Source organism: Paenibacillus turicensis (genome assembly GCF_050461185.1).
Taxonomy (GTDB): Bacteria; Bacillota; Bacilli; order Paenibacillales; family Paenibacillaceae; genus Fontibacillus; species Fontibacillus turicensis_A.
This window is the reverse complement of sequence record NZ_JBCMOR010000005.1, coordinates 1,234,654-1,254,244: the sequence shown is the minus strand read 5'-3', so window position 1 is coordinate 1,254,244 and position 19,591 is coordinate 1,234,654. Positions and strand designations below refer to the sequence as shown.

The window sequence follows — 19,591 nt, the reverse complement described above, 5'->3', positions numbered from 1 at the left end:
AGAATTACTTCATGTGTCTTCATAATTTAATTATTACAAATTTAATTTTTTGCGATGGGAAGGATGGAAGTATGGATACTAGATTTAATCACAGCAAATACCACATTAGAAGGAAGGTAATGGCTTTAGTAGGGGCTAAGCTTCATGTTTTTGATGAGAATCAAAATGTGATCATGTTTGCTCAGCTTAAAGCGTTCAAATTAAAAGAAGATATTGCTATTTATACTGATGAAAGTAAAACGCAAGAGTTAATTAGAATTAAAGCGCGAAATTATATCGATTTTTCTGCTACATATGATGTGGTTGATAGTCAAAGTGGGGAGACGGTTGGTGCGTTAAAGCGTAAAGGAATGAAATCTATTTTCAAGGATGAATGGATCATTTTGGACAATAACGATAATGAAAGGGGGCTTATTAAGGAAGACAGTCGGTTTAAGGCATTTTTACGTCGCTTTTTATCTAGTTTGATACCTCAAACCTATTATACTTTTATTGGTCAACAGCAGGTTGCAACTTATAAACGCAATATGAATCCGTTTGTTTCAAAACTCGATTTAGATTTATCAGCAGATACTACTTTACAATTTGACCGCCGGTTAGCTATGGCTGCTGCAATTTTATTATGTGCAGTTGAAGGAAAGCAAGATTCATAGAATCGAAACAAACAGCAGTTAACTGAACCGTAGGAGATGTTTACATTGGACAATAAAACAACGGATTTAAACCAAATTAAAGAAGCGCTTGCGATTTCTCTTCCGCTTATTCAGCAGGTGTTTCCGCTTGATGTAATGTTTGGGCTAACAGATAAGGAGCAATTTCTTTATTACTTAGCTGGTAAAGAGATTGATATTCATGCAGATGAAGGGATGGCTGTCCCTGAAAAAAGTGGGATAAAACAGGCTTTGATTACCCAACAGGTTGTGTCATCAAATATAGGTGAAGCGGTATATGGGACTCCATTTAAATCTACCTCTCTTCCTCTTAAGAATGAAACAGGAGATGTAACGGGTGTATTTACAGTTGGAATTAGCCTTAAAAATCAGGTTGCTCTAAATGGGGCAGCAGAGCATTTGGCTGTAAGCTCCAGCGAAATTAGAACTGTGACTGACGAAATTGCAGGGACTGCAACTGTACTCGCTAACAACATTAACGATGTTAAAAACTTAGCAGTAAAGGTACTTGAGGAATTGCACAAAACTGACGAAATTTTAAGTTTCATTAAGCAAGTGGCAGACAGCTCTAATTTATTAAGTATCAATGCTTCCATTGAGGCGGCTCATGCAGGAGAGCATGGGAGTGGATTTGGTGTTGTTGCTAAGGAAATTCGAAAAATGGCCGACTCTAGTACAAAGGCTACCAAGGAAATCGAGCAAATTTTAAATGCGATTCAAAATAATTTTAAAGAGCTTGATGTTACTTTATCTGATTGCTTCCTTCAAAGTGAAAGACAAGCAGCTTCTACGGAGGAAATCGCGGCTTCGGCACAGCAATTAGCCTCTTCGGCTGAAAATATTAAAGAGGTGGCTCAGCTAATATAAAGGAGATCTTGAATGAGTACAGTAGTACAACAGATTGTGCAGCAATATTGGGAAAATTGGACTGGACAACAAAAAGAAGGTAAGGGTGGCTGGAATAATACAACCTATTTTGTACAAGAGGGTCCCAAACAAGCTGTAGTACGTATTTATAACACACATCAAGATATAAAAAAAATAAAGTTTGAACACCATGTGTTAAAGCTGTTGGGGCAACAAACCTATCGTTTCCAAGTACCTCAACCACTAACTACTCTTAATGGGGAGACTGTTGTTCAAGTCCCTGACAGCTCAGGCCGTTATGCCTGTTTATTTGAATATATTGAGGGAGCGTCGATGGGAGAACGTGATGCACTGTTGCCAAGCGTGCTTGGTGAAGCAACAGGGGAATTGTCGCTAGCGTTAAGCCAGATCAAGTTAGAACAGGTTCCTATTTATCCTCCTTATTATGAGCTTAAGCAGGCCTATCCTTTGTGTACCGATGAGACATTATTGTCCTTATGTTATGATCCTCCAGCCCCGCTACGGGATGTACGGTGTTCATTGGCTGAGCTTTATGAAGCCTTTCAAATGATTATAGTTAAGTTGGATAACCTTAGAAATCTACCGCATCAACTTGTGCATGGAGATCTGAATCACTCCAATTTACTGACTGAGCAAGGACGAGTCAAGGCATGGCTGGATTTTGAATTTTGTACAAACGATGTAAGGGTAATGGAGATCGCAGTTTTGTTAGGTGATTTACTTGGAGACGGAGAGGGAACTGATTCTGAGCAACACAATATCGAGCAGTTTTGTATAGGTTTCCGTCAGTTTGTGAGGCTTGAAGAAGAGGAAATTAAGGTCATTCCGTTACTTATGTTATTACGTAAGGTTGATGTTTTTCTTCATTTCACAAGCAGGTACTTGGAACAAATTGATTCTTCGTCGGTATTAAGTCAACAAGCAGAGCTGCTAAGTCAAGATTTACAACAATTACGGTATAGTGATAAGTGGCTTACCTCGTTGCTATTAAAATCTTTGGGTTAATCTTTGGGCTAATTTATAGGCTATTGTGTAGCACATTCCTCCTAAGCTGCATAACGTAAATTAGACGTTAACCCATGAGGAGGATTCAACTCTATGATAGACCCAATTTTAAAGTCTCCAAACTTAACCCTGGCGGCTGATTCCAATCAAGTTGTGAATTATAAACGTGATCCTAACAATTACATTACCCAATTATTTGGTGAGCAGCTTCCAGCGATTAAGAACGGTTTTTTTAATGTGTACTTAAGCAAAGGAATTATTGTTCAACCACACTGGCATACCAATGCTACGGAAATGGTGGTTGTTATCCGAGGTGAGGTTGTTACTGCTGTTTTTAATCCATTCACACAAAAGGTGATGGCGTATTATTTAAAACCAGGTCAAGTTGCAATTCTTCCGCAAGGCTGGTTCCATTGGATTATCGCGGAAACAAATGATGTGTACATCCTTACCATCTTTGATGTGCCAACACCAGATATCGTTTACGGCTCAGACTTTTTACGCTGCGTACCTAAAGAAGTGCTAGGGCGAGCTTATTGCATTAATGAAGAGGATTACGCAAGAGCGATTGCACCATTGCATGAATCCGTTGTTTTAGGTCCACCACTCGATTGTGGGAAATATAAAGGACACTGCTAGAGAAATAAATTACAAAGAAGCACGCAATTCTCCTTTTATAATACAAAGGGAGAACTGTGTGCTTTTTAATTGTGCATAAATGAAACTGGTGGTTTTCTTATATTTTAAATTAATACGATAGCTAATAATGTAAATAAGCTTAATGTTAAAATTTCATTATTATAGTTGTTGTAATAATTAGGATAAAATCCAGAAGACTTTACTTCCCCTCTACCAATTGGCTTTAAATATACATTATTTCTATCAACATCCATGATGACACCTTCATAACGCTGACCCTGAGATGTAAAAAGACGCACCTTTCTATTTTTGTAACGACAACATGTGTAGTAGGCTTCCATATATACATTCCTCCTTTTTTATAATTTATGGGAAGAAGGAAAGTATGGAACGGCGTTATGCCTGTGGTAACAACTAAGTTGTTGTAGGAGCTGTGGTTAGATCATCAATATTTGTTGAACCATAAAAAAATAAGCTAATAAGGATAACAACAATTAAGAACTCTGAAAATTTTTCTCCATCAAAGCTATCCATAATTCACCCTCCTAATTACCTGCCTTTTTTTTGAGAGCATTGATGAAATCGTTAAACGTTAAATCGCCATGATTATCAAGAAATTGAACCATTTGCTCTACATTGTTCTGATTTATATCGTTGCTATTATATTGACCAACTAGGGTAACAACAAAGGAAGCTTCTCGGAATATTTCAACGGAGTCAACTTTAAGTTTTCCCGTCAGTAATAACGCGGCCACTGTATATTCTAGTCCCTTTGGTTTTTTAGGATTTGTACGGGGAGATTGTTTTTTCGTTTTATTATTTTTTTTCGAAAAAGCCATCTTTGTCCCTACTTCCGTATAACTGTACTTAAAATACAGAATATGCAAAAAATATTGTAGGGGTGCGAATCATATATCCTGTTTGCTTTACTATTCGAATCCACTTTATTAAAACTTTATTTTTCCGCCAGTGTAACTTTATTTTAAGGTGGTACATTTTTAAGCAAGAACTATAAATAAAGTTGTGGAGGAAGTAATGTGAAAACAAATCCAATTCCTGTGTTGCAAATTACAAATCTCACTAAAAAAATTAAAAATAAGGTGATTGTAAACAAGTTAAGCTTTAGTCTTGAAAAAGGTGATATTTATGGATTTTTAGGGCCAAATGGCTCGGGTAAAACAACGACGTTACGCATGATCACTAGGTTAGTTTATCCTACCGCGGGTGATATTCTCATCAATGGGATTTCAATTACAAGCAATACGAAAAAAACGATATCTTCAATTGGAAGTATTATTGAAAATCCTGCTTTTTATTTGAATATAACCGCAAAGCAAAATTTAAAATTAAGCGCAACCTTAGCTAATAAAGATATTAAATCTACACGAATTGATGAAGTGCTTGAGCTTGTGAAATTAACGGATGCTAAAAACGATAAAGTAAAAACCTTTTCGCTTGGGATGAAACAACGTTTGGGCTTTGCTAACGCGCTATTATGCGATCCAGACATAATTATTTTGGACGAGCCTACAAATGGTGTTGATCCGATGGGATTGTATGAAATGAAGACTCTAGTGAGACACTTAGCGGAGCAACATAATATTACTTTTCTTATATCAAGTCATATGTTAAGAGAGATGGAGGATTTATGTAACAAAGTTGCTATTGTTCAAAAAGGGACTTTAATTGAGAGTGGCAAGGTAAATGAATTGTTGGAGAAATATTCAGTAAATAATTTGGAGCAGCTCTTTTTTTCGTCTGTTAAGGAGGTGTCTTTATGAGCAATGTAAAGTCACTGGTTTCCTTTGAAGTGAAAAGATTTTTAACTGCTAAAAGTACATTCATATATGCTTCTATTTATTTAGTAAATTATATTATATCTGCGATTTTTTATAAATTATATGGAAGTGAACTCACCGTACTTACAATGGGAAATGGTCAATCTTTTCCAATTCAGCATTTACAAGGGAGTTACCTGTTTTCGGGCGTGTTTATAGCGATTTATGTTGGACATATTATTGTACAAGAACGCACCACGGGAACAATTAAATTACAGCTACTACAGCCTGTATCAAGAAATGAATATTTTTTTAGCAAAGTTTTTTCTATTTTTCTTTTTTCAATATTTCTTTCCTTTTTAATGATTAGTTTAGGGTATGTCGTTGGAACCCTCTTTTTTGGGTGGGGGGATCAACTTGTTATCGCTTCTCTTACTTATAGTGGGTTATCTGGTGTTTTTGTAACTTTAAAAAGTGGTTTAGCTCTAGCCTTACCCTATTTTGTTTTTGGACTTATGGCTCTAGTTGTAGCTATGATATCCAATTATTTGCTAGAAAGTACTATAATTATGGGTGTTTTTCTGATGGCAGGTCAATATCTCGAATTAATCCCCGTTATAAATCGCTGGAGCTTAATTCGTCAGATGTATTTCTTTTGTCTTGATATTTTAACGAAGCCATCCACTTATATTATGATGAGTTTGTTTAGTTTAATTTGTTATGCTTTATTATTTGGAGTAGTTAGTTATTTTATATTTAAAAAGAAAGATTTGTTTGTTTAAATAAAGGGGTGGGCGTAGTGATTAGGCAATTAAAGTTTGAACTAAAAAAAATGTTTTTTCAGGGGAAATACCAGATTATAGTGATTGCGCTAGTGTTATTTAGTATTCTGTATACTGTATTTATGTTTAATAGAGGGCTTTTGGAAATTGAGATTTTAAATGGCGTACTAGCAACGTTTCGTCCAATAGGCTGGTTAATCTGTAGTTACATCATATGTGAGATTGTTGCTAATGATTATCACTATAAATTTTTAAAAACAGTCCTCCCTTATGCTAAAAGTAGAAGCAGCTATATTATTTCAAAGCTAATTCTCGCATTAAGCCTATGTTTAGCTCTATTTTTACTAACTATAGTCATTACTAGCACGACATTAATGCTTATATCTAATGACCACCTTTGGGTTCTAGATCTTGACCTTGTTATCCCAAAAGTTGTTACGATATTAGCAGGTGTTTTGTTTTTTGCAAGTATGAGTATGGCTTTTATGATTTTTACCGAAAGTGAAGTTGTTACAATTGGACTTTCTATGGGGATTGTTCTGATTATGTTTGTATTTGAATCTGTTGAGCAAATTTTAATTTATTTACCTACGATGTGGCTAATTCAGCTCCCAGTGGCTACTCATACAGAATCTAGTATAATATTGATGACGATGGCTATATTTGTTCTAATATCTTTAAGCCTAGTTTGCATAACAGTACAGCGATTTAAGACAAAGGATTTGTTTGTGTCCTAATATCATTGCGGGTTAAGGAAAGGCAGTTGTTATGAGAAAAAAAACAATACTCATTATTGAAGATGAGTTAGAACTAGCTAATATGATAAAAAAGTATTTGCAAAGAGAGCATTATGATGCCGAAATTATCGTAAATGGCAATGATGCCTTACAAGCGATAAAAAAAATGCAAGCTGACCTGGTTCTTTTAGACTTAATGTTACCGCATTTAGATGGACTTGAGGTTTTACGTCAAATTCGATTAGAGTGTATTGTCCCTGTCATTATAATTAGTGCTAAAGAAACGGAGCTAGATAAAGTTCTTGGACTAAAACTTGGGGCAGATGACTACATGACAAAGCCATTTTCAATGAAGGAGATGGTGGCGCGTGTTGAGGCTTTATTTAGAAGAATTGAAGGCTACTCCACTAAGGATAACAATCATCAGACTTTTCAGTTTAATAATATAAACGTTGATCTGTTAGCTAGACAAGTTAGAAATGAAAATGAAGTACTAAATTTTACAACAAAGGAAATGGATCTGTTAACCTTTTTGTTAAGACATCCTAAGCAGGCGCTAAGTAAAGAGCAGATTTATAATCATGTATGGGGATTAAATGAGTATGGAGATATAAATACGGTGACGATCCATATCCAGAAAATTAGGGAAAAGTTAGGCCCTTTTCATGAAATAACTACAGTACGTGGAGTGGGTTATCGATTTGATGGGGAATTGCGATGAAAAAGGGTATTATTAATAACCTACTGTTGATATGCTCAATTCTATGTATTTTACCGCTTATACTTTTGACGCTAACTGTGTCGATTGGCTTTCCCGCGTGGTTCCTTGTTATAGTGATCGTTCCCTCTGTTGTTCTCACCTCTTATACTATTATTTATATTAAAAATCGGATTATTAAACCAATAGAGACGCTAATGGAGGAGGCGCAATTGATTTCATCGGGTGATTTGTCTCATTCTATCGTGTATTGCAAAAATGATGAGATCGGGAGCTTTGTATCCGCATTTGACCATATGCGAAGTCAATTATACGAACAACAGCAACAGCAGCAACAGTTTGAAATTCAACGCAAAAATTTTATTAGTAGCATCTCTCATGATTTAAAAACGCCAATCGCCTCGATTTCAGCATATGTAGAAGCATTGCAGGATGATTTAGCGGAAACACCACAGGAAAAGCAACAATATTTGAAAATTATTGAAAATAAACTTGCTGTTTTAGCGGATTTGTCTAAGCAACTTAACTTAAGTTATGCAACACCAGAAGCATTAAATTTATCATTAAACCACTTTAGCTGCTATACATGGACAGAAGAGATGATTTATAGTGTGGAATCAGAATGTAAAATTAGAGGCATTCATTATAGCTTGCATAATTTAATTGAAGAACATGATAAGACTACGATGTTGATTGATGTTTTTCCATTAGATAGAGCGATACAAAATATATTAAGCAACTGTTATCGATATACAAAAACTTTATTTATGATGTCTATGGAAATAAAAGAACATAACTTTATTTTGACAATAAAAAATGATGGCGCTACCATGCATCCTAGTCATGTCAGCAAAATCTTTGATCGATTTTATTCAGAGGAAATGAATAGTGCTCAAGGGCATCTCGGACTAGGTCTTTACATTTCTAAAACGATCATAAATGCGATGAAGGGGGATATTCAGGTTGATGTTGATGGCGGGGTAATCACATTCGAAATAGCGTTGCCTGTGACAATCTATCAATGAGAGGAATGACTGTTTATGAAAAGCCTAATGGGTAGAGGTGCGCTGAATTAAATGCAAGCAAGACACTTCATTTTTTGCTTGCACATAATGTGAGAATGAGGTGTATATCATTTACTGGTATAATCCCTGCTTGTGAAAATATTAAAGATAACTTAAAGAACACATCCAACAATTTTTCTGGATGTGTTCTTCTATATTCTAATTGATTTAACTAAAACTTTTATAAATGACTTAAAAAAAGCCGAGACCCTTTCACAAGAGTCTCGAATCATGGGAGAGGAGAAACCGGATGAAGAGCTTATGGGGAAACGTAAGTCTTCTCCGCGGTTGTCTACGACATTTGCTGATGTCGATATGTTTAATTCTGCCTCAATTTGTAATGATTTATACATATAAGCACAAAAAAATGTTATAATATTTGCGTTTTTCAAGTTTTATTTGTTTTTGTGTTACGATATGGAAGCAGATTACTTGATTTAGGATTTATTTAGGGATTTTAGGACAAGGGTGTGAATTAAAAATGAGAGTGATATCAGGAAGTGCTCGTGGACGGCATTTGAAGGCAGTTCCGGGTATTGGAACACGTCCCACTACGGATAAAGTAAAGGAAGCATTGTTTAGTATGATTGGTCCCTTTTTTGAAGGAGGGAATGTGCTTGATTTATTTGCGGGCACAGGTGGACTTGGTATTGAAGCGTTAAGTCGTGGCATGGAGCACGCTGTATTTATTGATTTAGAGCCTAAAAGTATTGCGACAATTCACGATAATTTGCAGGTGACCAAGTTTAGTGATCAAGCAGAGGTTTATAAAAATGATGCAAAACGTGCTTTAAAGGTTTTATCCAAAAGAGCGATGAAGTTTCAGCTTGTGTTTCTTGATCCACCCTATCGTCTAAAGCATGGAGATGAGCTGATGGAACAAATGGCAGAGCTTGAGCTACTTACGCATGACGCTACCATTGTATTGGAGCACGATGCAGGATATACATACCCAGAGCAGTTTGGAGGCTTCCAGATGTGGCGTAAGGCAGAGTATGGTGAAGCTGCAATTTCTATCTACTCCTATGATTCTCAGCAATGTGAGCAAGAAAAGGAATAACAACTAAGGAGGAGTTAGTAAAATGAGTACAGCAAACAAAAGCATTAGAGTTGCGGTGTATCCTGGCAGCTTTGATCCAGTAACCAAAGGACATATGGATATTATTAATCGTGCTGCAAGACAATTTGATCATCTGATTGTGGCTGTGTTAAACAATACGAATAAAAATCCATTATTTAGTGTGGAGGAACGAACCCACTTACTTCGCACAGTAACTAAACATATCCCCAATGTTGAAATAGATAGCTTCCAAGATTTATTAGTTAATTATATGGATTACAAGCAAGCACATGTCATCGTTCGTGGAGTTCGTTCCATTACAGATTTTGAATATGAGCTACAAATCGCTTCCACTAATCACAAATTAAATAGTGACGTTGAGACGATTTTCATGATGACGAACCCTAAATACTCCTATTTAAGCTCTAGTATCGTAAAAGAAATTTCTAGCTTTCATGGTGATGTAAGTGACTTAGTGCCTGCTGAGGTAGATGAAGCGTTAAAGCTTAAGTATACGAAGCCAAAGCAATAGTACACGAGGTCATTTCATTGATGAGTGTGGCTTTCGCAGTAATGAGTATAGCAAAATGAGCGTGATTATCGCAGTAAATAGGATCAGCTGCCAATGTAAAATCGGAATAAGCTGACTAATCGCAGGTAATGGGATGCCTAAATAAGAAGTGATTGTCGCATCATCTATTTGATAGCTATAGGCGGAGATGGCTCCAGGAATAATGCTTGTTACTGGGCGCCATAGCAGTAATGTTAAAATAAAGCCGTAGCAGGCATGAAGTAAACGATGAACAAAGAAAAACCTGCCGATGGTGCCTGTTGATTTAAGTAATGCCTGTACTTGTAAATACGCACATAGCCCACTAAAGCCGAGCAGTGCACTTAGCCAAATTGATTTATGATATAAGGAAATCGACTGTGTCACGATCGAAAAGGAGCCTAAATGTACTTCTAGCAAGCCTGCAATCATTGAAGAGGGGACAAGTTGTTTAAGTGTGTCTGTGAGTACATAAATGATGACGGAAAAAATAAGAATATAGCCGCCAATCATCATTAACGTTTGGACAGAGGTGCTAACAGCATCGCCTAACAGCTTTCCGAAGCTACGACCGTCTGCTTGATGCGCCTCTTCCATGCTACGAAGTGCAAGCTTGATGCGCGAGGGTTGCTTTTTATGAATCGCTTTTATGGTAGATGATTGTACCACTGCTTTATCTTGCTCAGTTTGTTTTGTACGAAGTAAAGCATTTGTGCTCATACCGGATAGCAGTCCTGCAATCCAGTGGATACTCAATAAAAATAATCCAAGCCAAGGTTGTTTAGCAAACCCTGCGCCAATGACAATAATGATCAGCATGGGACTGCAAAAATGAGAGTAGCTTGCAATTTTTTCTGCCTCAGTGGAAGTAATTTGACCTTGACGTTGTAGCTTGGAGGCAGCATCAGCACCAGCGGGGAAGCCAGCTGTCATCCCAAGTGGAATAATAAAGCTGGCTATGCCAGGAAGCCCTAGCCATTTTTTGGTATAGGGCTCTAGGAGTTTACCGATTCCATGTACAAATCCGCTAGCGATAAGTATATGGGAGAGGACTAAAAAGGGAAGCAACCCAGGGAAAATAATTCGCCACCAAATTGCCAGTCCTTCCCCAGATGCCTTGAAAGCAGCAGAAGGGGAATAAATAATACTAAACACTAATAAAATAGCTCCAGTAGCTAGGAATAGGGTTGACCATTTTTGTTTCATCTAAATTCACCTCATATTTCCATCTTTTATTGCTTAGCATTTATGAATTTGCTTGCAGCAACGCAAGGTTATAATATAGATACAGTTATATGCCAAATGCCTTAGTACATGCTTATGCAGCTTGGTCTATGGACAGACCTTGAGGAATAGAAGGGAGACTTACAATCTCATGAACAAATCAAAATCATTTATAGCAAAACCATTAGCAAGATTTGGTGTTTTTATTGTTGTGATCGCCATGCTGTCCTATGTCCTTATTGAGATTCCTATGCCATACATGATTAATAGTCCTGGCACAGCGGAAGAGATAAAACCGATGGTTTCGGTTGAAGGTGGAGATCAGCAGGAGCAGGGAGCATTTATGCTGACGACAGTGTCCGTGAGTTATGCAAATATGATGATGTTAATGTTATCCTACTTAAATCCACATGCTGAGATTGTCCCTAAGGAGCCAGATCGGGATCGTCAGCAATATGAGGTACAGCAACGATATTACATGAGCAATTCACAGTCAAACGCAATTATGGCTGCCTATAATAAGGCAGGTGTGGAGTATCAAATTTTACCCCAATATGTATTTATTGTTGGATTATCAAAGGATGTAAAAACAAAAGGTGATTTTTCGGCCGGAGATGTAATTAAAAAGGTGAATGGCACCGAAGTAAAAGGTTTTGAAGCTTTAACTAATGCGTTACATGGTAAAAAAGCAGGCGATGTTGTTTCTGTGGAGCTAGAACGAGAAGGTAAGCCAATTGAACAGCAAGTGGAACTTGTTCCTATTCCCGATAAAGATAACAAGGCTAGAGCAGGATTGGGCGTTAGTGTTGGAGAGGTGCAGGATGTTGTACCTAACAATCATAAGGAAGAAGTTAAATTTGTAAATACACGGATCGGTGGCCCTTCCGCAGGTCTCATGTTTACACTTGAAATCTACAATCAATTAACACCAGGCGATTTAAGTAAAGGTCATCGTATTGCGGGTACGGGTACGATTACAAAAGAGGGTGAGGTTGGTAGTATAGGAGGAGTACAGTTTAAAATTGTTGCAGCGGATAGAGAAGGGGCAGAAATCTTTTTTGTTCCTCAAGATAATTATGAAGTTGCCAAAGCGAAAGCGGATAGTATAAAAACAAACATGAAAATTGTATCTGTAAAAACATTAGAAGATGCACTAAATTACTTAGACAAACTGGAGCCAGTCTCAAAATGATAAATACGGAGTGGCTCCGACTATAAAGGTTGATGATTTAAATTAGTGGTTGACAACACCTCACCTAGCGGAGGGACAGAGGGATTCTGGAGAAGTGGAGCGTTCATTTCTTAAAACCAGATTTCAACCCTCAAGTTGTCATAAAATAATAAGGAATCTGGTTTTAACATGATCGCAAGAACCCTTTGTTTTGTAGCCTCCCAACTCCAACATTGTCAACCACTAATTTTAAATTAAACTTTATGCTTTAAAACATAATTGGTGGTTGATTAAAGTCACGAAGGATGTTTGTGGTTGATCTATTTTTCATTGCATTATAATAAATTGCGGTTGCCTTTATATCCATCTGTAAAAAGGGATGCTGGAAGCCTGCTGCTCTGGTTATGACTGGTGCAGTTGCGGTTTTCTTCATCCTTTTTAATATTGTCCTTCCCTGCTCATTGAAGCCTAATACACGTAGGTAATGCGGGCCAGCTTGAAGTGAATGCTGGGAGAAATCGTGCTTAAAATGTCGTAAAAGGATATGCAAAAGTGCACGTTGCAGCTTAGTATGCGTGTAGCGTTTTGTTTTAAGTAACGTTAAAAGCTTTTCTACACTAGGCTCTGTCACTTTGGATATTGAGTTTAGGATTCTATACTCTAATCCCTCAGCGATTTCCTGATATTGCTGTAATTCATTGGGGGAGCTTAGGATAAGCTCATGCCATAGGTCGTTCGCAAAATGCTCCCATGTAATTGGACAGTGACCGGCTTGTATTTCCCTTGTTAGCAAAGCCGTTGTGTAATTGGGTACAAAAGCTGCTACCTGATCCGCGCCACCTTCAAGTAGCCTTTTTCTAATCGCAGTTGCACTGGCAATATGATCATGACTAGGCTTGGCATCGTGATATGCGGCATGTTGTCTAAGGATGCTTCGTGGGACAATAGGACTGTCAAGTTGATATAAAGCCATTAAATAATGCAGCCCTAAGCTATTATTAGGTTGAGTTAATATGGAGTTAATGTGATCCGGATTTCCCAACCTGTCGGTTTCTCCTAAACAGGCAGCAGCCTGACTAAAAGCAGCAGGATAACTCATGCCTGTAGCCAATTTGTCTGCTAACAAAGACTTAAGCTGGTCTTCCTTCTCATTGAGTAGTTGGGCTATTTTTTTCATAACTTCTAGTGCATCACTTTCCATACCAAACACAAGCTCATTCACAACACCTGTGGCATGAAGAGAAGCTATAGCACCATAGGCAAACCATTGTGCAGAATGAGTTGCATATGCCACAGGTAGCTCCAATACAAGGTCAACACCCATATGAAGTGCCATTTCTGCGCGGGTCCATTTATCAACAATAGCTGGCTCGCCTCGCTGTAAAAAATTCCCGCTCATCATAGCGATAACCGCGTCTGCTTGGGTAATGTGCTTTGTTTCGTTATAATGATGAATGTGACCATGGTGCAGAGGGTTATATTCAACGACAATGCCCGCAATTTTCAAAACTATCCCTGCCTTTAAAAAAATTATATTAGACCAGTTTGTTTTTTACTGGATGGTTTTATACAAGCTGCTCGTGTATAATGATTATTCAGTATGAATCTAGACATGTGCATAACAATATGCATAAAATTTAGTTTTAGATTTAATATAACCTAATATATCAATGTTTTTAAGAGGGTTTCAAGTATTTGTAGTTGACAAACCTTTCGAAAACTCGGTATAATAATTTTTGTTTGTTTGGAGTGATATGTAGATGAAAATCTATTTCCGTCAAATGGCTCCTTCTGCAGAAGCAATGAATATTGTTGAAACTGTAGATGCCAGTGGTTTAATTAAAGGGCGTAAAGATATTCAGGATGTGAGTTTGGTTCAAGCAAACTTAAAAGCACAGACTGGACTCGATCAAGTACTTCATGTGCATGGTGTATTATCTGCAACATTACATATGTCCTGTGCGAGATGTCTAAAGCCTTTAAGCCATGAAGTCCATGTTGATTTTGATGAACGCTTTAAGCATACAGACGATCCAGAGCTAAATGTAGAGACAGAAGATGAGGATATATGGTATATTGGGGAGGATTTTGTGGAACTCACTCCTTATATTGAAGAGTCCTTTGTCATTAATCTTCCGTTTTCTGTATTGTGTAAGGATGACTGTAAAGGGCTTTGCCAAAATTGCGGTGCTGATTTGAATGAAGGTGAATGTGGCTGTAATCGTGAAGTCATTGATCCTCGTTTAGCAGCATTAGGCGATTTTTTCAAAAAGTAAGTTGTTTATAACGTTTATATAAATAGCTTATATTTCAACGCAAAACGTCAATTTTTGCTATAATTAAAAATAGTGAAGCCGTTTATGCTAGAAAATCAATTAAAAGTCTTCACCTGAAATATGGTTTATCTGAATAAGGAGGTGGGAACCATGGCAGTACCTCAACGCAGAACGTCCAAAACGCGCCGCGACAAACGTCGTACGCATTTCAAATTGGCTGTGCCGGGCATGGTAAAATGCGAACAATGCGGAGAATTGAAGCTTGCTCATCATGTATGTAAAGTTTGTGGAACATACAAAGCAAGAGAAATTATCAAGTAATTGTTACAATTTTACAGCACGAACTTTAAAGTAGTACTTCATCTTTGGTGGGGTGCTATTTTTTTTGACAAATTATTGGCGTTGTCCCTTAAGATCAGTGATTTTCCTTTTCTTTTGGGGCAAGATGCTTTATACTACATTTTAGTACCAGGTTCTAATGTAATTTAAGGCTTTAGCATAAATTCTAATAAGGTAGCGTATAAAAAAGGGTTGCCGAACGTAATGATTGGAGTTTATGCAAAATCCTTATGTCATATTAAATTCAGTCACATTAATTCAGTCACATCAAAATCCGGGGGGTGGTCGCGATCGAACGTTTGCCAAAGCGGGCGAGGCAGCAGCAGCTTGTCAAGATTATTGAAGAAAATCCTTTTATAACTGATCAAGAATTAACCCGGAAATTAAAAGTAAGCATTCAAACGATTCGGCTTGATCGCATGGAATTAGGAATACCAGAGCTTCGGGAAAGAATGAAGCTAATGGCTGAACGCTCCTATGATCAGGTTAGATCCTTGCCGCTTCATGAAGTTATTGGAGAAATTGTTGATTTGCAGCTTGATAAAAGTGGGATTTCGATTTTTGAAATTGCAGATGAACATGTTTTTTCTCGCACTGGAATTGCAAGAGGACATCATATTTTTGCACAGGCAAATTCCCTTGCAGTTGCCGTCATTAACGACGAAATCGCTTTAACCTTTTCGGCTGACATCCGATTTGTTAGATCTGTACATTTAGGCGAAAAATGTATTGCTAAAGCTTATGTTCGGCCTTTATCTGGCAGTAAAGCGAAAGCGAAGGTTGAAGTATTTACGTATGTTGGGGAAGAAATGGTGTTCCAAGGGAATTTCGTAATCTACCGTTCCACTGTAGATGAAGATCATGAGGGAGGAATTCACCATGCGGATCGCCATTGATGCTATGGGTGGTGACCATGCACCGGCTAGTACAGTAGAAGGTGCGATAGCTGCAGCAAAGGAATGGAAGGACATTGAGGTTATTTTGGTAGGAGATGAGGCAGTACTTGCTCCATTACTATCTGAGCGACCTGCAAATCTGACCATTCATCATGCTGGAGAAAAAATAGAAGCAACAGACGAGCCAGTTAAGGCAGTACGACGTAAAAAAGACGCTTCTATGGTCGTTGCAGGCAGACTTGTACGTGAAGGACAAGCTGATGCTATGATATCAGCGGGTAATACAGGTGCATTAATGACAACGGGATTGCTGGTTGTAGGTAGAATGGCGGGAATTGAACGCCCTGCATTAGCTCCAATGATTCCTACGATCGATGGCAAAGGGATGCTTGCCTTAGATTTAGGTGCTAACATGGATGCGAAACCAGAGCATTTAGCACAATACGCTTTGATGGGAAGCATTTACCGACAAAAGGTACATGGCATTGAGAAGCCGAGAGTAGGCTTGTTAAATGTAGGGACTGAAGCGATGAAAGGAAATGAATTGACGAAGCAAGCTTATCCTTTGATTGAACAGCAACCAATTGACTTTGTTGGGAATGTGGAAGCTAGAGACGTTTTAGCTGGTGTATGTGATGTGCTCGTCTGTGATGGGTTTTCAGGAAATATTATGCTGAAATCTTTAGAGGGCACCGCAGGCTCGTTATTTTCGATGTTGAAGAAGGAATTTACAAGCTCTCTGAAAAATAAGCTTGCCGCAGCAGTGCTTATGCCATCCCTTCGTAATTTGAAAAAGGTAATGGACTATAAGGAGCATGGTGGTGCACCATTGCTAGGCTTAAGTGGACTCGTTGTAAAAGGACATGGCTCCTCTGATGGAGAAGCTATGAAAAATGCAGTCCGCCAAGCTAGAATTGCACTTAAATCTAACCTGATTCAAAGTATCGGGGATGAGGTTAGTAAACATACGGAAGTGAGTGACTTATAATGACAATGTTAAGTTCAGTAGGAATTATTGGTACAGGTATGTATGTACCTGAAAAAATATTAACAAATGCTGATTTGGAAAAAATAGTCGAAACCAATGATGAGTGGATTGTTTCTAGAACAGGGATTCGTGAACGTCACATCGCAGCACCTGATCAAGCAACGTCTGATTTAGCTTATCATGCGGCAATGCAAGCCCTTGAAAATGCAGGTATGACGGCGGATCAATTGGACTTGATTGTGATTGCAACGATAACACCAGATACAATGTTCCCGTCAACCGCTTGTATTTTACAAGATAAGTTGGGTGCTAAAAATGCGGCAGCTTTTGACTTGTCCGCAGCATGTTCTGGGTTTGTATATAGTATGGCAACAGCAAGCAGTATGATTCGTACAGGCATGTATAAAAATGCTTTAGTTATTGGCGCAGATACATTATCACGGATTACTGACTATACTGACCGTAATACCTGTGTGCTTTTTGGTGATGGTGCAGGTGCAGTCATTTTAGGCGAAGTACCAGAAGGTAGAGGGTTTTTGTCCTTTGATCTTGGTGCAGAAGGAGCTGGTGGACCACTTCTAAAACTTGAAGCAGGTGGCTCAAGATTACCAGCATCTACAGAAACTGTTCAAGACGGTAAACACTTTATTTATATGAATGGTCGTGAAGTATTTAAATTTGCGGTTCGTGTCATGGGCTCAGCAACAGAAGAAGTATTACGTAAAGCAGGCAAAACCAAAGAAGATATCGATCTATTTGTACCTCATCAAGCGAATATTCGCATTATTCAGTCTGCGATGAACCGTCTTGATTTGCCAGAAGATAGATGTGTGATTAATGTTGATAAATATGCCAATACTTCTGCTGCATCCATCCCACTTGCATTAGTTGAAGCTGCTCAGCAAGGACGTATTAAGGAAGGCGACACGGTGCTGTTAGTAGGTTTTGGTGGTGGATTAACTTGGGGTGCCTCTGTCCTAGTGTGGTAATCAACATCAAATTCGAATGTATACAACATCACGTATAAATGAATAGAAGAGTAGCAAGGAGTGACATCGAATATGGCTAAAATTGTCTTTGTATTTCCGGGACAAGGCTCCCAACGTGTAGGTATGGGGAGGGATCTAGTTGAGGCTTCATCTGAAGCGAAATCATTGTTTGAATTAGCGAACAAGGCGGTTGGTTTTGATCTAGCTTCACTTATTTTTGAAGGACCAGAGGAAGAGCTTAAGCAGACGGTTAATACGCAACCTGCATTGTTAACGACAAGTGTAGCGTTGTATCAAGCCTTTGCTAGTCATGGCATCACACCTGATTATGTAGCGGGTCATAGCCTTGGTGAGTACTCGGCATTAACTGCTGCGGGTAGCTTGTCATTTGAAGAGGCAGTAGCGACCGTTCGTGCGCGTGGTGGGTTTATGGAGCAGGCTGTTCCTAGTGGTCAAGGCGCAATGGCGGCAGTGCTTGGTGGTGAACGTGAGGCACTTGCAGCATTGTGTGAAGAAATTACAAGCCAAGGGCAATTAGTGGAGCTAGCTAACATGAACTGTCCTGGTCAAATTGTAGTGTCTGGAAGCAAAGAGGGCGTTGAGCAATTAGTAGCTCGTGTGAAGGAAATTGGTGCGAAGAGAGCGATTCCACTTGAAGTGAGTGGTCCATTCCATTCCTCTCTCATGAAGCCCGCTGCACAGAAGCTAGAGGGTCAGCTTAGCACAATTAACATTCAAGATGCCAAAGTACCTGTTATCGCAAATGTAACAGCAAGACCTGTCACTGATCGCACACAAATTAGTAGCTTGCTTGTAGAGCAAGTGTACTCTCCTGTATTGTGGCAAGACAGTATTAATTGGTTAATTGAACAAGGGGTGGACACCTTTGTTGAAATTGGACCTGGTAGCGTCTTAGCAGGTTTAATTAAAAAAATCGATAAAACTGTAGCGATTTATAATGTACAAGATATTGAAAGTCTTGAAGCTACAGTTGCAGTTCTGAAATAAGCATACATGCCTATACTCTATGGAAAGGAGGAACAGGAATGAGTAAATTACTTGCTGGACAGGTTGCATTAGTGACTGGTGCTTCAAGAGGCATTGGGAAAAGTATCGCCCTAGCTTTAGCAGAAGCAGGCGCAAATGTAGTCATTAACTATGCTGGCAATGCTGAGGCTGCTACACAGGTAGTGGAGCAGGCTAAAGGATTAGGCGTGGAAGCCTTCGCTATTCAAGGTCATGTTGGAGACAGTACTGTTTTTGAAGATATGGTCAAGCAGGTTATAGATACGTATGGTCGTATCGATATTCTTGTGAATAATGCAGGGATTACTAGAGATAATCTAATAATGAGAATGAAAGAATCTGAATTTGATGATGTCATTGAGACGAATCTGAAAGGCGTGTTTAACGGAATAAAAGCTGTTACACGTCCTATGATGAAGCAACGCTCAGGGAAAATCATTAATATATCTTCAGTCGTAGGTGTACTTGGAAATGCGGGGCAAAGTAATTATGTTGCGGCGAAGGCAGGTGTAATTGGGTTAACTAAATCATCTGCTAGAGAGCTGGCGTCCCGTAATATTACGGTTAACTGTATCGCACCAGGATTTATTGAGACAGATATGACAGAGCAATTGTCTGAGGAATTGCGACAGGGAATGCTTGCAGGGATTCCGTTAGCTCGTTTAGGAAGTCCAGAGGAAATTGCTAAGGTGGCTCTATTTTTAGCCTCTGACAATGCCTCGTATATGACTGGACAGACTCTACATGTAGATGGCGGAATGTATATGTAATATTTAAAGTGTGTCTCTAT

General features: G+C 38.5%; 24 protein-coding genes. 20 read left to right on the top strand and 4 right to left on the bottom strand.

The genetic code is table 11. The features are described 5' to 3' along the window. Positions 1–119 precede the first annotated feature (119 nt). The 4 genes from ABE099_RS07995 to ABE099_RS07980 all read left to right on the top strand — a co-directional run bounded on the left by ABE099_RS07995 (position 120) and on the right by ABE099_RS07980 (position 3,203). Positions 120–653: a hypothetical protein gene (locus ABE099_RS07995; protein ID WP_430029094.1), complete on the top strand. Its 534-nt coding sequence runs from the start codon at positions 120–122 to the stop codon at positions 651–653. Between the two features lie 45 nt (positions 654–698). Beyond that, a complete protein-coding gene (locus ABE099_RS07990) occupies positions 699–1,538 on the top strand; it encodes a methyl-accepting chemotaxis protein (protein WP_430029092.1) in 840 nt (279 codons plus the stop codon). A gap of 12 nt (positions 1,539–1,550) precedes the next feature. Beyond that, complete coding sequence (locus ABE099_RS07985) at positions 1,551–2,564, top strand: phosphotransferase (RefSeq protein WP_430029090.1); 1,014 nt, start codon at positions 1,551–1,553, stop codon at positions 2,562–2,564. 93 nt (positions 2,565–2,657) lie between these two features. Next, the gene (locus ABE099_RS07980) at positions 2,658–3,203 is read left to right on the top strand and encodes a cupin domain-containing protein (RefSeq protein WP_430029087.1); all 546 of its coding nucleotides are present in this window, start codon (positions 2,658–2,660) and stop codon (positions 3,201–3,203) included. A 104-nt stretch (positions 3,204–3,307) separates the two neighbouring features. Here ABE099_RS07980 and ABE099_RS07975 read toward each other — a convergent pair whose 3' ends face one another. Together ABE099_RS07975 and ABE099_RS07970 are read right to left on the bottom strand one after the other, a co-directional pair. Continuing rightward, the gene (locus tag ABE099_RS07975) at positions 3,308–3,544 is read right to left on the bottom strand and encodes a hypothetical protein (RefSeq protein ID WP_430029085.1); all 237 of its coding nucleotides are present in this window, start codon (positions 3,542–3,544) and stop codon (positions 3,308–3,310) included. Positions 3,545–3,748: 204 nt separating this feature from the next. Further along, positions 3,749–4,042 carry a hypothetical protein gene (locus tag ABE099_RS07970; protein ID WP_210090876.1) on the bottom strand — a complete coding sequence of 98 codons (294 nt, stop codon included), beginning with the start codon at positions 4,040–4,042 and terminating at the stop codon, positions 3,749–3,751. A gap of 198 nt (positions 4,043–4,240) precedes the next feature. Between ABE099_RS07970 and ABE099_RS07965 the strand changes: the two genes are divergently transcribed. The 8 genes from ABE099_RS07965 to coaD all read left to right on the top strand — a co-directional run bounded on the left by ABE099_RS07965 (position 4,241) and on the right by coaD (position 9,874). After that, the gene (locus ABE099_RS07965; RefSeq protein ID WP_430029083.1) at positions 4,241–4,984 is read left to right on the top strand and encodes an ABC transporter ATP-binding protein; all 744 of its coding nucleotides are present in this window, start codon (positions 4,241–4,243) and stop codon (positions 4,982–4,984) included. After that, positions 4,981–5,763 carry an ABC transporter permease subunit gene (locus ABE099_RS07960; RefSeq protein ID WP_430029081.1) on the top strand — a complete coding sequence of 261 codons (783 nt, stop codon included), beginning with the start codon at positions 4,981–4,983 and terminating at the stop codon, positions 5,761–5,763. Before ABE099_RS07965 ends, ABE099_RS07960 begins: the two co-directional genes overlap by 4 nt. Before the next feature lie 17 nt (positions 5,764–5,780). Next, a complete protein-coding gene (locus ABE099_RS07955; protein WP_430029079.1) occupies positions 5,781–6,500 on the top strand; it encodes a hypothetical protein in 720 nt (239 codons plus the stop codon). Between the two features lie 31 nt (positions 6,501–6,531). Next, positions 6,532–7,221 (top strand): response regulator transcription factor, encoded by a 690-nt coding sequence (locus ABE099_RS07950; protein ID WP_430029077.1) that lies wholly within the window; start codon positions 6,532–6,534, stop codon positions 7,219–7,221. Then, positions 7,218–8,243 (top strand): sensor histidine kinase, encoded by a 1,026-nt coding sequence (locus ABE099_RS07945; protein WP_430029075.1) that lies wholly within the window; start codon positions 7,218–7,220, stop codon positions 8,241–8,243. The genes ABE099_RS07950 and ABE099_RS07945 overlap by 4 nt, the downstream gene beginning before the upstream one ends. 270 nt (positions 8,244–8,513) lie before the next feature. Continuing rightward, positions 8,514–8,639, top strand: a complete 126-nt coding sequence (locus ABE099_RS07940) for a hypothetical protein (RefSeq protein WP_430029072.1) — start codon at positions 8,514–8,516, stop codon at positions 8,637–8,639. 124 nt (positions 8,640–8,763) lie between these two features. Next, positions 8,764–9,342, top strand: coding sequence for a 16S rRNA (guanine(966)-N(2))-methyltransferase RsmD (gene rsmD, locus ABE099_RS07935; RefSeq protein WP_430029070.1), 579 nt, complete (start codon positions 8,764–8,766; stop codon positions 9,340–9,342). A 22-nt stretch (positions 9,343–9,364) separates the two neighbouring features. Further along, positions 9,365–9,874: a pantetheine-phosphate adenylyltransferase gene (coaD, locus tag ABE099_RS07930; protein ID WP_430029068.1), complete on the top strand. Its 510-nt coding sequence runs from the start codon at positions 9,365–9,367 to the stop codon at positions 9,872–9,874. A gap of 9 nt (positions 9,875–9,883) precedes the next feature. Here coaD and ABE099_RS07925 read toward each other — a convergent pair whose 3' ends face one another. Beyond that, on the bottom strand, positions 9,884–11,098 hold the full coding sequence (locus ABE099_RS07925; RefSeq protein ID WP_430029066.1) for a nucleoside recognition domain-containing protein: 1,215 nt from the start codon (positions 11,096–11,098) through the stop codon (positions 9,884–9,886). Positions 11,099–11,267: 169 nt separating this feature from the next. Here ABE099_RS07925 and ABE099_RS07920 point away from each other — a divergent pair, with 169 nt between their 5' ends. Further along, positions 11,268–12,308, top strand: a complete 1,041-nt coding sequence (locus ABE099_RS07920; protein WP_430029064.1) for a SepM family pheromone-processing serine protease — start codon at positions 11,268–11,270, stop codon at positions 12,306–12,308. Positions 12,309–12,555: 247 nt separating this feature from the next. Here the strand turns inward: ABE099_RS07920 and ABE099_RS07915 are convergent, their stop codons facing one another. Then, complete coding sequence (locus ABE099_RS07915) at positions 12,556–13,794, bottom strand: nucleotidyltransferase (protein WP_430029062.1); 1,239 nt, start codon at positions 13,792–13,794, stop codon at positions 12,556–12,558. Between the two features lie 253 nt (positions 13,795–14,047). Between ABE099_RS07915 and ABE099_RS07910 the strand changes: the two genes are divergently transcribed. The 7 genes from ABE099_RS07910 (at position 14,048) to fabG (ending at position 19,571) form a co-directional block, all read left to right on the top strand. After that, entirely contained in the window at positions 14,048–14,563 is a 516-nt protein-coding gene (locus tag ABE099_RS07910; protein ID WP_430029060.1) for a YceD family protein, read from the top strand. Positions 14,564–14,713: 150 nt separating this feature from the next. Next, positions 14,714–14,884 (top strand): 50S ribosomal protein L32, encoded by a 171-nt coding sequence (rpmF, locus tag ABE099_RS07905; RefSeq protein WP_210090888.1) that lies wholly within the window; start codon positions 14,714–14,716, stop codon positions 14,882–14,884. Between the two features lie 317 nt (positions 14,885–15,201). Further along, positions 15,202–15,798, top strand: a complete 597-nt coding sequence (gene fapR, locus ABE099_RS07900; protein WP_210090909.1) for a transcription factor FapR — start codon at positions 15,202–15,204, stop codon at positions 15,796–15,798. Next, complete coding sequence (gene plsX / locus ABE099_RS07895; protein WP_430029058.1) at positions 15,782–16,786, top strand: phosphate acyltransferase PlsX; 1,005 nt, start codon at positions 15,782–15,784, stop codon at positions 16,784–16,786. The genes fapR and plsX overlap by 17 nt, the downstream gene beginning before the upstream one ends. After that, entirely contained in the window at positions 16,786–17,775 is a 990-nt protein-coding gene (locus tag ABE099_RS07890) for a beta-ketoacyl-ACP synthase III (protein ID WP_430029055.1), read from the top strand. Before plsX ends, ABE099_RS07890 begins: the two co-directional genes overlap by 1 nt. 72 nt (positions 17,776–17,847) lie before the next feature. Beyond that, on the top strand, positions 17,848–18,783 hold the full coding sequence (fabD, locus tag ABE099_RS07885) for an ACP S-malonyltransferase (protein WP_430029053.1): 936 nt from the start codon (positions 17,848–17,850) through the stop codon (positions 18,781–18,783). Between the two features lie 38 nt (positions 18,784–18,821). Further along, a complete protein-coding gene (gene fabG / locus ABE099_RS07880; RefSeq protein ID WP_430029051.1) occupies positions 18,822–19,571 on the top strand; it encodes a 3-oxoacyl-[acyl-carrier-protein] reductase in 750 nt (249 codons plus the stop codon). Positions 19,572–19,591 lie beyond the last annotated feature (20 nt).

Excerpts from the sequence above, each read along its gene's own strand:
- ABE099_RS07995 (WP_430029094.1), top strand. The coding sequence starts at position 120 with ATGGCTTTAGTAGGGGCTAAGCTTCATGTTTTTGATGAGAATCAAAAT.
- ABE099_RS07985 (WP_430029090.1), top strand. The coding sequence starts at position 1,551 with ATGAGTACAGTAGTACAACAGATTGTGCAGCAATATTGGGAAAATTGG.
- ABE099_RS07980 (WP_430029087.1), top strand. The coding sequence starts at position 2,658 with ATGATAGACCCAATTTTAAAGTCTCCAAACTTAACCCTGGCGGCTGAT.
- ABE099_RS07975 (WP_430029085.1), bottom strand. The coding sequence starts at position 3,544 with ATGGAAGCCTACTACACATGTTGTCGTTACAAAAATAGAAAGGTGCGT.
- ABE099_RS07970 (WP_210090876.1), bottom strand. The coding sequence starts at position 4,042 with ATGGCTTTTTCGAAAAAAAATAATAAAACGAAAAAACAATCTCCCCGT.
- ABE099_RS07960 (WP_430029081.1), top strand. The coding sequence starts at position 4,981 with ATGAGCAATGTAAAGTCACTGGTTTCCTTTGAAGTGAAAAGATTTTTA.
- ABE099_RS07950 (WP_430029077.1), top strand. The coding sequence starts at position 6,532 with ATGAGAAAAAAAACAATACTCATTATTGAAGATGAGTTAGAACTAGCT.
- ABE099_RS07945 (WP_430029075.1), top strand. The coding sequence starts at position 7,218 with ATGAAAAAGGGTATTATTAATAACCTACTGTTGATATGCTCAATTCTA.
- ABE099_RS07940 (WP_430029072.1), top strand. The coding sequence starts at position 8,514 with ATGGGAGAGGAGAAACCGGATGAAGAGCTTATGGGGAAACGTAAGTCT.
- rsmD (WP_430029070.1), top strand. The coding sequence starts at position 8,764 with ATGAGAGTGATATCAGGAAGTGCTCGTGGACGGCATTTGAAGGCAGTT.
- coaD (WP_430029068.1), top strand. The coding sequence starts at position 9,365 with ATGAGTACAGCAAACAAAAGCATTAGAGTTGCGGTGTATCCTGGCAGC.
- ABE099_RS07925 (WP_430029066.1), bottom strand. The coding sequence starts at position 11,098 with ATGAAACAAAAATGGTCAACCCTATTCCTAGCTACTGGAGCTATTTTA.
- ABE099_RS07920 (WP_430029064.1), top strand. The coding sequence starts at position 11,268 with ATGAACAAATCAAAATCATTTATAGCAAAACCATTAGCAAGATTTGGT.
- ABE099_RS07910 (WP_430029060.1), top strand. The coding sequence starts at position 14,048 with ATGAAAATCTATTTCCGTCAAATGGCTCCTTCTGCAGAAGCAATGAAT.
- rpmF (WP_210090888.1), top strand. The coding sequence starts at position 14,714 with ATGGCAGTACCTCAACGCAGAACGTCCAAAACGCGCCGCGACAAACGT.
- plsX (WP_430029058.1), top strand. The coding sequence starts at position 15,782 with ATGCGGATCGCCATTGATGCTATGGGTGGTGACCATGCACCGGCTAGT.
- ABE099_RS07890 (WP_430029055.1), top strand. The coding sequence starts at position 16,786 with ATGACAATGTTAAGTTCAGTAGGAATTATTGGTACAGGTATGTATGTA.
- fabD (WP_430029053.1), top strand. The coding sequence starts at position 17,848 with ATGGCTAAAATTGTCTTTGTATTTCCGGGACAAGGCTCCCAACGTGTA.
- fabG (WP_430029051.1), top strand. The coding sequence starts at position 18,822 with ATGAGTAAATTACTTGCTGGACAGGTTGCATTAGTGACTGGTGCTTCA.